General features: G+C 71.3%; 11 protein-coding genes. 6 read left to right on the top strand and 5 right to left on the bottom strand.

Annotated features, from left to right (window positions below; genetic code table 11):
• A partial coding sequence (locus tag AAC134_RS12935) for an NADP-dependent isocitrate dehydrogenase (protein ID WP_339949510.1) occupies positions 1 to 795 on the top strand: 795 nt, incomplete at its 5' end.
• Between the two features lie 146 nt (positions 796 to 941).
• Complete coding sequence (locus AAC134_RS12930; RefSeq protein ID WP_339949509.1) at positions 942 to 1,364, top strand: hypothetical protein; 423 nt, start codon at positions 942 to 944, stop codon at positions 1,362 to 1,364.
• 7 nt (positions 1,365 to 1,371) lie between these two features.
• Here AAC134_RS12930 and AAC134_RS12925 read toward each other — a convergent pair whose 3' ends face one another.
• Entirely contained in the window at positions 1,372 to 2,796 is a 1,425-nt protein-coding gene (locus tag AAC134_RS12925; RefSeq protein WP_339949508.1) for an MJ1477/TM1410 family putative glycoside hydrolase, read from the bottom strand.
• A gap of 133 nt (positions 2,797 to 2,929) precedes the next feature.
• Between AAC134_RS12925 and AAC134_RS12920 the strand changes: the two genes are divergently transcribed.
• On the top strand, positions 2,930 to 3,805 hold the full coding sequence (locus tag AAC134_RS12920) for an FkbM family methyltransferase (RefSeq protein ID WP_339949507.1): 876 nt from the start codon (positions 2,930 to 2,932) through the stop codon (positions 3,803 to 3,805).
• 249 nt (positions 3,806 to 4,054) lie between these two features.
• Here the strand turns inward: AAC134_RS12920 and mbfA are convergent, their stop codons facing one another.
• The 3 genes from mbfA to AAC134_RS12905 form a co-directional block, all read right to left on the bottom strand.
• Positions 4,055 to 5,032, bottom strand: a complete 978-nt coding sequence (gene mbfA, locus AAC134_RS12915) for an iron exporter MbfA (RefSeq protein WP_339949506.1) — start codon at positions 5,030 to 5,032, stop codon at positions 4,055 to 4,057.
• A gap of 137 nt (positions 5,033 to 5,169) precedes the next feature.
• Positions 5,170 to 6,237 (bottom strand): recombinase RecA, encoded by a 1,068-nt coding sequence (recA, locus tag AAC134_RS12910; RefSeq protein ID WP_339949505.1) that lies wholly within the window; start codon positions 6,235 to 6,237, stop codon positions 5,170 to 5,172.
• Between the two features lie 560 nt (positions 6,238 to 6,797).
• Positions 6,798 to 7,604, bottom strand: a complete 807-nt coding sequence (locus AAC134_RS12905) for a crotonase/enoyl-CoA hydratase family protein (protein ID WP_339949504.1) — start codon at positions 7,602 to 7,604, stop codon at positions 6,798 to 6,800.
• Positions 7,605 to 7,820: 216 nt separating this feature from the next.
• On the opposite strand from AAC134_RS12905, the gene AAC134_RS12900 reads away from it, so the two are divergent.
• Positions 7,821 to 8,354: a DUF2799 domain-containing protein gene (locus AAC134_RS12900; protein WP_339949503.1), complete on the top strand. Its 534-nt coding sequence runs from the start codon at positions 7,821 to 7,823 to the stop codon at positions 8,352 to 8,354.
• Here the strand turns inward: AAC134_RS12900 and AAC134_RS12895 are convergent.
• A complete protein-coding gene (locus AAC134_RS12895; RefSeq protein WP_339949502.1) occupies positions 8,285 to 9,178 on the bottom strand; it encodes a methyltransferase domain-containing protein in 894 nt (297 codons plus the stop codon). The two genes, AAC134_RS12900 and AAC134_RS12895, sit on opposite strands and share 70 nt — an antisense overlap.
• Before the next feature lie 77 nt (positions 9,179 to 9,255).
• On the opposite strand from AAC134_RS12895, the gene gloB reads away from it, so the two are divergent.
• Positions 9,256 to 10,023, top strand: a complete 768-nt coding sequence (gloB, locus tag AAC134_RS12890; protein WP_339949501.1) for a hydroxyacylglutathione hydrolase — start codon at positions 9,256 to 9,258, stop codon at positions 10,021 to 10,023.
• A 101-nt stretch (positions 10,024 to 10,124) separates the two neighbouring features.
• Positions 10,125 to 11,084, top strand: a complete 960-nt coding sequence (locus AAC134_RS12885; RefSeq protein ID WP_339949500.1) for an ABC transporter ATP-binding protein — start codon at positions 10,125 to 10,127, stop codon at positions 11,082 to 11,084.
• The last annotated feature ends 70 nt before the right edge of the window (positions 11,085 to 11,154 follow it).

Raw genomic sequence — 11,154 nt, 5'->3', positions numbered from 1 at the left:
CGCGCCACCGACTTCCGCTTCCCCGGCAAGGGCAAGCTGACGATCAAGTTCGTCGGCGAGGACGGCGAGACGATCGAGCACGAGGTCTTCGACGCCCCCGGCGCCGGCGTGACCATGGCGATGTACAACCTCGACGAGTCGATCCGCGACTTCGCCCGCGCCTCGATGAACTATGGCCTCGCCCGCGGCTGGCCGGTGTACCTCTCGACCAAGAACACGATCCTCAAGGCCTATGACGGCCGCTTCAAGGACCTGTTCCAGGAGGTCTTCGACGCCGAGTTCGCCGACGCCTTCAAGAAGGCCGGCATCACCTACGAGCATCGTCTGATCGACGACATGGTCGCCTGCGCCATGAAGTGGTCCGGCGGCTACGTCTGGGCCTGCAAGAACTACGACGGCGACGTGCAGTCGGACACGGTCGCGCAGGGCTTCGGCTCGCTGGGCCTGATGACCTCGCAGCTGATGACGCCCGACGGGAAGATCGTCGAGGCCGAGGCCGCCCACGGCACCGTCACCCGTCACTACCGTCAGCACCAGGCGGGCAAGGAGACCTCGACCAACTCCATCGCCTCGATCTTCGCCTGGACCGGCGGCCTGAAGCACCGTGCGACGCTCGACGGCAACGACCAGCTGATGACCTTCGCCTCCGCGCTGGAGAAGTGCGTGGTCGACACGGTCGAGAGCGGCTTCATGACCAAGGATCTGGCCCTGCTGGTCGGCCCCGACCAGAAGTGGCTGACCACCATGGGCTTCCTCGAGAAAGTCGACGAAAACCTCAACAAGGCGCTCGCCTGAGCCTTCGGGCCCGGCCCCGATCCCGACGGCCCGCGGCGACCCCGCGGGCCGTTTTCGTTTCTCCTCTCCCCCGCCGTGCGCCCGTCACCCGCCGGCCGCATTCGCCGCCTAGCTTACCGTCTCACGCTTCGCAGCAGGAGACCGAGATGTCCGACCCGACGCCTCACGAGCCGCGGCCCTCCGCCCTTGACGACCCGGCGCCGCGCGCCGCCGAGCCCGCCGCCAGCCCCTCCCGCCTCGGCGGCTGGGACGCGGTGAAGCTGGTCTACGTGCTCTATCTGGTCGGCTTCGCGGTGCCGCTGTGCGCGCTCGCCGGCGTGGTCATCGCCTACGCCAAGCGCGACGAGGCGCCCCCGGCCGAGGCCAGCCACATGGCCTTCCAGATCCGTTCCTTCTGGGTGGGGCTTGCGGCGATCGTGCTGGGCTCGGTCCTGACCCTGGTGCTGGTGGGCTGGCTGGTGATGGCAGCCTGGGCGGTGTGGGCCGTGGCGCGCTTCGTGACCGGGCTGCTCAAGGCGCTCGATGCGAAACCTGTCTCCGACCCCGAGGGCTACGGCTTCGCCGCCTGAGCCGGCCTCAGACGAACAGACCGTCGGGAGGCGGCGTGACGTCGTCCATCGTCAGGCCCCGCAGCAGGAGCCGGCCGCCCTCGTCGCTCTCGGCCGTCACGCCTCTCTTGGCGTCGCGAAACGAGACCGCCGCGCCCAGCGCGTCGATCCGGTCCTCGCCCGGCGTGAAGTCGCGCGCCTGACCGCGGGTATTCGCGCCCAGCACGAAGATGTCCGCGCCGCCTCCGCCGGTCAGCCGGTTGTCCCCGGCGCCGCCGTCCAGCCTGTCGTCGCCCGCGCCGCCCTCGAGCCAGTCGGCCTTCGCGCCGCCGAAGAGAAGATCGTCGCCGCCGCCGCCGAACAGTTCGTCCTTGCCGCCCTGCCCGCGCAGCCGGTCGGCGCCGCCCTCGCCCTCCATCACATCCTTGCCGGCGCCGCCGTCCAGCCGGTCCGCTCCGCCGCGGCCCAGCAGCCGGTCGTCGCCGCCGCGCCCGTCGAACCGGTCCGCGCCCGCGTCGCCGACCATCCGGTCGTCCCGGCCCGTCCCCCGCTCGACCTTGCCGCCGCCTGAACGCGTCTCGCCGATCGTGTCGAGATCGCGGCTCGGCGCGACATAGAGGGGAATGTCGGCGTCGCCCAGCAACGCGGCCTCCTCGGCGAGCTTCGCCTTCGCCTGCGCCTTCGCGCGCGCGGGCACGTATTCAACCACGAAGGATTCGACGCCCGCCGCCTCGGCGCGTTCCAGCAACTTCAGGCTGAAGCGGAATTCAGAGTTCGGCAGCGCCTCGAAGGCGTTCTTTTTCCCGTATTCGTAGTAAAAGCGCAGGTCTTCCTTCGCCACGCCGTCGATCTGGGCGAGGTAGTCGTCCTGGCGCAGCAGCGTCAGCGCATTCTGGCCGATGATCGCGAAGTCCCGACCGGGGTCGACCTCGGCCAGCCTGGCCTCGACGACGGTGCGCAGACCGGCGATGAAGTCGATCATCTCCTGCCGGTGGTCGAGCCCGTCCGGCCCCGTGCGCCGCCAGTATTCCCAGGCGTCAACAATGTCGAGATAGAGGCCGTTGAACCCGGCCTCGACGATGCGCTCGGCATAGTCGAAGACAATCTCTTGCCAGGCGGGCTTCCAGTATTTGACCTTGATGTTGTCGGTCCACTCCGGGTTCGCCTCACCCAGCCAGGCGGGGGCCTTGCTCTCCCATCTCTGCTTCCAGTAGTAGCGGTAGGGCTCCGCCTCGCCGATCGAGAGGTAGGAGACGATCAGCCGGTCGGCGTCCTCGCCCCGCATCTGATCCAGGCGGTCGGCGTCATAGGGCGCCTCCTTGCGGGCGTAAGAGGCCCATTCGGTCACCACCAGATCCGCGTCCGTCGCGGCGATGGCCTCGGCGCGAGCGCGGGTCACGTCGCCCAAGTGGTAGAGCCACGCGTCGACCCGCGAAAGAGGATTGCCGGCCATGTCGCGCCCCCATTGTCCACGGAACTGGTCAGTTCGGTGATGCCCTGCGGGTGACGTTTCGGCAACCAGTTAAGACGATCTTTACCCTCGGCGTGGTCCCTTGGCGCATCGAAGTCACGGCGAGGAGACGCCGATGTTCAGGTCGCTCGCGGCAGGGCTGGGATGGCTCGCCGATTACATGCGCTGGCGGGGGCTGGCGGGAATCCCGCTGGCGCTCTGGCACGTCGGATTCTGCTTCCTGGGGCCGCGCGGGCGGCGCATCCGCGCGCCGGCCGGCGGCGGGCGCACCGTGCGTCTGCGGGCGCGAACCTCGGACGTGCGGGTCTACCGCAAGATCGTGGTGCAGCGGGAATACGAGATGTCGCCCGACCGCGCAGAGGCGGTGGACCGTCGCTGCGCCCGCGCCCAGGCGGCCGGCCGTCGGCCCCTGATCATCGACGCCGGCGGCAACGTCGGCCTGTTCTCGCAGGAGGCCGCGCGCCGCTGGCCGCAGGCCGACGTGCTGTGCGTCGAGCCTCATCGCGGCAACCTCGCCATGGCGCGGCGCAACTGCACCGGCCTGCGCAACGTGCGGTTCCGCGACGCCGCGCTGTGGAGCTCGCCTGGCCGCCTGGCGCCCGAGGATGTCGGCGCGGCCGAAGGCGCGTTCTCCTATCGTCCGGCGGAGCCCGACTCGCGACTCGCCGACGTCTCGACCGAGGCGGTGACCATCGACGCGCTGCTCGCAGAGCGTCCGGACGCCGAACTGGTGCTCCTGAAGATGGACATCGAGGGGGCGGAGGCCGAGGCGCTGGCGCCCGACGCCGACTTCTGGCGCCACCGCCCGGCGATCCTGATCGAGCCGCACGACTTTCTGCCCGGCCGCTCCGCCACCCTGCGCGGGCTGCTGGCCCAGGAGGACTTCCGCGACGCCGATTGGGAGGTCCGCGGCGAGGGGCTGTTCGTGTTCCCGACCGAGCGCCCCGAGCTCGAGCTTCACGGCCGCGTGCCGCTCGCCGCCGCCGGCTGACCGCGGCCCGGCGCTCCGCCTCAGGCGGGGCGCCGGGCCGCGACCGGAGGCGCCGCGTCGTCTGTAGGCGCCGATGCCGCGGCTCCGCCCGCGGCGCATTGCGGGCGGAGCGAGCGCTTGCAGGCGAGCCCACGGCGGGCGATCCGCCTGCCCTCCAGCATGGGCCGGGAAGCAGGCCGCGAGGGGCGCCCGGAGCGACAGCCCGGGGCGAGCCGGTTCAGCCTCCGCCGCACTCGCGCAGAATTCCCCTCAGAACTCGCCGATCAGGATGCCGGCGGCCAGCACCAGAGCTCCGCCAAGCACCACCTGAAAGGCCGCGCGCAGGAACGGCGTGCTCATCCAGCGCTTCTGAATCCAGGCGATCGCCCAGAGCTCGGCGAAGACCAGCGCCAGCGCGATCCCCGTGGCGGTGGCAAAATCGGGAATCAGGTAGGGCAACGCGTGTCCGAGCCCCCCGATCGTGGTCATCACCCCCGCCGCCAGCCCCCGCTTGAGCGGAGACCCGCGGCCCGAGATCACGCCGTCGTCCGAGGCGGCCTCGGTGAAGCCCATGGAGATTCCCGCCCCGATCGACGCCGCCAGCCCCACCCGGAACGTGGTCATCGTGTCGCCGGTGGCGAACGCGGTCGCAAAGATCGGCGCGAGCGTCGAGACCGAGCCGTCCATCAGCCCCGCCAGCCCCGGCTGCACCCAGGTCAGCACGAAGCGACGGCGGTCGGCCTCGGCCTCCGCCGCCTCGGCGTCCGCGTCGACATGCGCGCCTTCGAGCCCTTCCGCGGCCCGCTCGTGGCCCCGCTCCGCCCGGGCCAGGTCGCCCAGCAGCAGACGCTGCGCGGGGTCGCCGGTCCGGGCGGCGGCGCGCTCGTAGAACTCGGCCGCCGCCCGCTCCATCCGCGCCGCCTCGCCGCGGAGGGTGACGATGTCGAGGGTCTCGGTCAGCCACACCGGGCGACGCGCGGCGTATCCGGCCACATGCTCGCGCCGGAGCAGCGGGATCGGCCCCTCGAATCGCGTGCGGAACAGGTCGATCAGGCGGCGGCGGTGGTCGTCCTCCTCCTCGGCCATGCCCTCGAAGATCGCGGCCGTGGCGGGGAACACGGCCCGCAGCCGCGCGGCGAAATCGGCGTAGATGCGCGCGTCGTCCTCCTCGGAGGCGATGGCCAGCGCCAGCACCTCGCGCTCGGAGAGGTCGGCGAACGTCTTGCGGGCGGAGAGGAGGCGGAACATGAGGGGCTCGCGATCAGTTAATCTGGAATCATTCTAATATTCTTCCAGCGCAATACAACCCCGCCCAAACGAAACGGGCGCCCCCGAGGGGGCGCCCGTGGTCCTGCCGCCGGCGGGCCCCGAAGGGCCGAGGCGGATCAGTCCTCCATCACCTGCTCGCCGCCCTCGTCGGGGGAGGCGTCGAACTCCAGCCCGTGAGCGGCGCGGATCTTGTCCTCGATCTCGAGCGCGAGGTCGCGGTTCTCGCGCAGGAAGGTCTTGGCGTTCTCGCGCCCCTGCCCGATCCGCTGGTCGCCATAGCTGAACCAGGAGCCGGACTTCTCGACCACGCCCGCCTTGACCCCGAGGTCGATCAGCTCGCCGGTCTTGGAGATGCCCTCGCCGTACATGATGTCGAACTCGACCTGCTTGAACGGCGGGGCCACCTTGTTCTTCACCACCTTCACGCGGGTGGCGTTGCCCACCACCTCGTCGCGGTCCTTGATCGCCCCGATGCGGCGGATGTCGAGCCGCACCGAGGAGTAGAACTTGAGCGCGTTGCCGCCCGTGGTCGTCTCGGGCGAGCCGAACATCACGCCGATCTTCATGCGGATCTGGTTGATGAAGATCACCATGCAGCCCGAACGCGAGATCGAGCCGGTCAGCTTGCGCATCGCCTGGCTCATCAGCCGCGCCTGCACGCCGACGGAGGAATCGCCCATGTCGCCCTCGAGCTCCGAGCGGGGCGTCAGGGCGGCGACCGAGTCGACCACCACCACCGAGACCGCGCCCGACCGCACCAGCGTGTCGGTGATCTCGAGCGCCTGCTCGCCCGCGTCGGGCTGGGAGATCAGCATCTCGTCCACGTCCACGCCCAGCTTGCGGGCGTAGGAGGGGTCGAGCGCGTGCTCGGCGTCCACGAAGGCGCAGATGCCGCCCTTGCGCTGCTCCTCGGCGATCACGTGGAGCGCCAGCGTGGTCTTGCCGGAGCTCTCGGGCCCGTAGATCTCGATGATCCGCCCCTTGGGGAGCCCGCCCACGCCCAGCGCGATGTCGAGGCCGATCGAGCCGGTGGACACCGCCTCGATGTCCATGACCTTGCGCTCGCCGAGCTTCATGATGGAGCCCTTGCCGAAATTGCGCTCGATCTGGGCGAGCGCGGATTCGAGGGCTTTCTGCTTGTCCATGCCAGTCCTGCCGTTCAGGTCGAAGATGGTCTGAGCCATGCCTGTCTCCATATGCCTCGCGGGCGAGGTCGCGTCGACTGCGACGACGCGTTGCGGGGTCGACCTGCGCCCATGTTCTGCTTTTGCCCCGATCTTAACCGAGAACTTTACGCGAACATAGGTGAAATCGGTCCAATCGGAAGAAGACTGGGGGACTCAGAGTTAAAAAAGCGTTTCGGGATCGGGCGAACCGGATCCGCGCCTCGGCGGCGCCCAGGATCGCAGGGCGCTCAGAGGCGCCGAAACCCCTCCTGACGGCGGGACCGATGGGACTGACCCAGAACGAGATTTGCGCCGACCGGCGCCGCGACGCCGAGTTGCTGGCCTTTCTGGCGGGCCTCGGACTGCCCGTGGTCCGCCAGGCGATATGTGGCCCGAGGCAATGCATGTGGGCCGAGGCGATGCGCCCGCCGGCGCTGGGCGTTCTCCCCGCCGCGCCGGGTCCGGACGCCTCGGGGCCGCCCCGCCGCGCAGCCCCGCGCCAGGGCGGCCGCGACCGCCCTGCCCCGCGCGGCATCAGCCGGGGCGCGCGCGCCCCGGCCGCAGATCCCGCGTGGGGATCAGGCGTATTTCGCGGGCCGACCCTCGATGCCCGCGGCGATCGCCTCGAGGTTGTGGGGCTTGCCGATCAGGTCCTTCTGCAGGCGGGACTCGGCCAGCAGCGGCTCGAGCGCGCCGCTCTCCTCGTCGGCGAGGTTCAGAAGCTCCTTGGCCGCGCGCAGGGCCGAGGGGCTCTTGCCCGCGATCTCGCGCGCCAGTTCGCGGGCGCGGGCCAGCGGATCCTCGGCGATCTCGGTGACGAAGCCGTAGCCCAGGGCGGCCTCGGCCTCGAACACCTCGGCGGTGTAGGTCAGCTTGCGGATCACGTCGCCGCGCGCGATGTGGCGCATCGCGGCCATGCCGCCCATGTCGGGCACCAGACCCCACTTCATCTCCATGATCGAGAAGCGCGTGCCCGGCGCGGCGATGCGGATGTCGGCGCCGAGACAGATCTGGAAGCCGCCGCCCAGTGCGAAACCCTGCAGCGCGCAGATCACCGGCACGCCCAGCATCCGCCAGCCCCAGCAGGCGTTCTGCGCCACGTTGGCCGGCCCGTGGGTGCGGTCCATGATGTCCATGCCGAGCGAGCCCGCGCCCGTCGATTTCATCCGCTCGAACCCCGACTTGTCGAGCCCCGCGCAGAAGGCCCGCCCCTCGCCGCGCAGGATCACGCAGCTGACGCCCTCCATCGCCGCGATCTCGGCCTGGGCCTCGCCAAGCGCGCGCATCAGCTCGGGCGTGATGGCGTTGAGCTTGTCGGGACGGTTCAGCACGGCCTCGACGACGCCGTCGACGGGCTGGGTCACGATCACCAGGCGATCGGTCATGCGGGGTCTCCTCCTCGAAATGATCTGCCGGCCGGTCGATCCCGGCCATGTCGGGCGACACCTTGGCGAGCGAGCGCCCGCGGAGCAAGACGCCCGCCGCCGCACCCCGCCCGCCGTGGAACGCCGTCGCGCGCAACGGCAAACCCGGGGCCCTGCGTGACACCCACGCGGATGGCGGCGCCCCCGGGCCGCATTCGCGTGCATAAGGAGAGCATGATGAACTCGATTCGCCCCCTCCGCCTGCCTGTCGTTCTCGCCGCAGCCCTGGCGCTTGCGGGGTGCAGCTCCGCCCCTGACGAGCAACGCGCGACGCTGAGCGGGACCGGCGGCGACTGCGCCTCGGTCGACTGGAACCAACAGGGGGTCGAGGACGCGCTCGCCGGCCGCTCGCCGGCCTCGGGCCTGGCGCGGCTGTCGGGGTGCCCGCTGTTGCCCGACGCCGACGCGGCGCAGGACAGCTACATGGCCGGCCACGACGAAGGGCGCGCGGGCTACTGCGCGCCCGAGAACGGCGCATGGCTGGGTCGGCATCGCGTGGCCCCCACGCTCGACTGCCCCGCCCCGCTCGCCGGGCCCTTCCAGGCCGCCTACGCGGCCGGCCTGCAGGAGCCCGCCGAAGCGCTGCCCGAGGAAGACGCGGTCGCCGAGCGCGACGACCGCCCCGGCGTGCGCATCCGCCCCTACCTGTCGGTCGGCGTCGGGTCGGGCGGCTGGAGCGGGACGTCCTGGGGCATCGGCCTGCTGTTCTGAGACCAGGCGCGGGGGCGCACGATGGCGGCGCCGCCGCTCCCGAGCCCCGGATCGCGCCGCGCGCCGCCGCCCCCGGCCGCGGGCCGCACGCCGCCGGGCTTGGCCAGGCCCTCGAGCACCTCGAGCGGGGAGAGCGACTTCTCCTTCAACCCCGAGCGGGGCATCGCGTAGACGCGCCGCGTCGCCTCGACCAGCACCGCGCCGCCCAGCCGCTGGGCGTCGACGCGCCGGCCCACCCCCTCCCACAGCCGATGGGTCTTGAGCCAGTAGCGCCGATGCGAGGGCGGCCCGTAGAGCGCGGCCTGCGTCCGCTCGGGCGCGAAGTCGTGGCCGCGCAGCGCGGCCTCGAGCTGGCTCGCCGAATAGGGCCGCCCGTGACCGAAGGGCGTGGCGTCCGAGCGCGCCCACATCCCGGTGCGGTTGGGGGCCACGACGATGGCCCGCCCCTCGGGCGCCAGCACCCGGTGCATTTCCTCGAGCAGCGCGCCCGGCCGCTCCGAGGTTTCCAGCGCATGGGCCACGATCAGGCGGTCCACCTGGCCCGCGGGCAGCGGCCAGTGGGTCTCGTCGGTCAGCACGGCGGCGTTGGGCCCCTCGGGCGGCCAGCGGCAGACGCCCTGGGGGGCGGGCATCAGGCAGACGACTCGCGCGGCCTCCTTCAGGAAGGGGCGCAGCAGGGGGGCGGCGAAGCCGAATCCCGCCACCGTCTCCCCCGAGACGTCCGGCCACAGGGCGCGGATCGCCTCCTGCAGGCTGCGCTGGGTGGCGCGCCCCAGGGGGGTGCGGTAGTAGAACCGCCTCAGATCGATCACATCGAGGTGCATCGCGCGCCCTTTTTCCGCCCTCGCCCTAAGTGCAGGGTGCGCCGCGACGCCGGAATTGCAAGAGACGGAGGCCGCAGATGCCGCTCGAAATCCAGGTCATCCCCTGCCTGCAGGACAACTACGGCTACCTGATCCACGAAACGGAGCAGGATGTGTGGGCCGTGGTCGACGCCCCCGAGGTCGCGCCGCTGAAGGCCGCGATCGATGCGGCCGGCGGTCGGCTGGACGTGATCCTGGTCACCCACCACCACGACGACCACATCCAGGGCATCCCCGATCTGGTCGCCGCCTACGGCGCCAAGGTCATCGGTCACGCCAAGGACGCCGAGCGTCTGCCCGCCCTCGACCAGGCGGTGAGCGAGGGCGAGACGATCCGCCTCGGGGCCGAGAGCGCCACGATCCTCGACGTCTCGGGCCACACCATCGGCCATATCGCCTTCTGCTTCGAGGGCGCGAAGGTCGCCTTCACCGCCGACAGCCTGATGGCCCTGGGCTGCGGGCGGGTGTTCGAGGGCACCTTCGCGCAGATGTGGGAAAGCCTGAAGAAGCTGATGGCGCTCGATCCGCAGACGCAGGTCTACTCCGGCCACAACTACGGCGCCGCCAACGGCCGCTTCGCGATGTCGATCGAGCCGGAGAACGCGGCGCTGGTCGCGCGCATCGAGGCGATCGCGAAGGCGGACGCGGCGGGCGAGCCCATCGTTCCCGTGACGCTCGCCGAGGAACTGGCCACCAACCCGTTCCTGCGGGCGGGCGAGCCTTCGGTGAAGGCCAACGTCGGCATGGAGGGCGCCGAGGACGGCGCGGTCTTCGCCGAAGTCCGCAAGCGGAAGGACAGTTTCTGAGCGGCCCGGAGCGAACCGACGCGACGAGCGATCGCCGCGCCCGTCGCAAGGCGCAGCGCGCCGAGCGGGAGGCCGCGGGGCTTCGCCCGCGGCGCCCGCGCATGCCGCGCATCCGTCGGATGCCGCGCAGCGGCGACGACAGTCCCGCGGGCAGCCTGTGGGGCTATGTCATCCGGATGAGCGGCGCCCACCAGGCCGGGCTTTGCCTGCTGGCGGTGCTGGCGGCCTTGCTCGACCTGGTGCCGGTGGAGCTGCAGCGCCGCCTGATCGACGACGCGATCACGCCCGGCGACGTGGGCCTCTTGTGGACGCTGGCGATCATCTACGCGGGCGTGGCGCTGACCCAGCAGGTGCTGAAGCTGGGCCTGCGCATGTACCAGGGCTGGATCTCGGAAAGCGCCATCGTGCACACGCGCCGCCACTCGCTGAAGATGCGGGTGCGCGCCACGGGCAAGGAGACCGAGGACGAGGGTCATGGCGTCTCGGCGGTGGTGCTGGGCAACGAGATCGACCGGCTGGGCGGATTCGTGGGCAACGGCGTCTCGGACGCCTGCGCCAACTTTGCGATGCTGATCGGCGTCTTCGCCTACATGACCTGGACCCAGCCCGAGCTGGCGCTGGTCTCGGCCGCCCTGCTCGGCCCCCAGGCGCTGGCCGCGCCCCTGCTGCAGGGACGGCTGAACCGGCTGATGAACGTGCGCTTCCGGCTGCTGCGGACGCTGGGCGCGCGGGCGGGCGAGACCAAGGCGGCGCAGGCCCGGGTCGGTCGGCTGCTGCCGCGGATCTACGGCAACCGGCTGGCGATCTACCTGGTGAAATACGGGATGAAGGCGCTGCTGAACCTGCTCAACCAGTTCGGGCCGCTGGCGGCGCTGGGCTACGGCGGCTGGCTGGTGACCCAGGGCGAGACGACGGTGGGCGTGGTCGTGGCCTTCGTCTCGGCCTTCCAGCGCCTCTCGGCGCCGCTGCGGCAGTTGCTGACCTTCTACCGGCAGTGGCAGCAGGCCCGCGTGCAGCACGATCTCGTGGCCGGATGGATGTCCGGCGGCCGCGGCAGCTGAGGCGAGCCCCTGGCCGGTCCCTGCGGGACCGGCCTCTCCCCTCCTTTCAACAAGCGGACTGCAGGCGCCC

Source organism: uncultured Albimonas sp. (assembly GCF_963977235.1).
Lineage (GTDB): Bacteria > Pseudomonadota > Alphaproteobacteria > Rhodobacterales > Rhodobacteraceae > Albimonas.
This window is presented reverse-complemented; position numbering and strand designations above follow the sequence as displayed.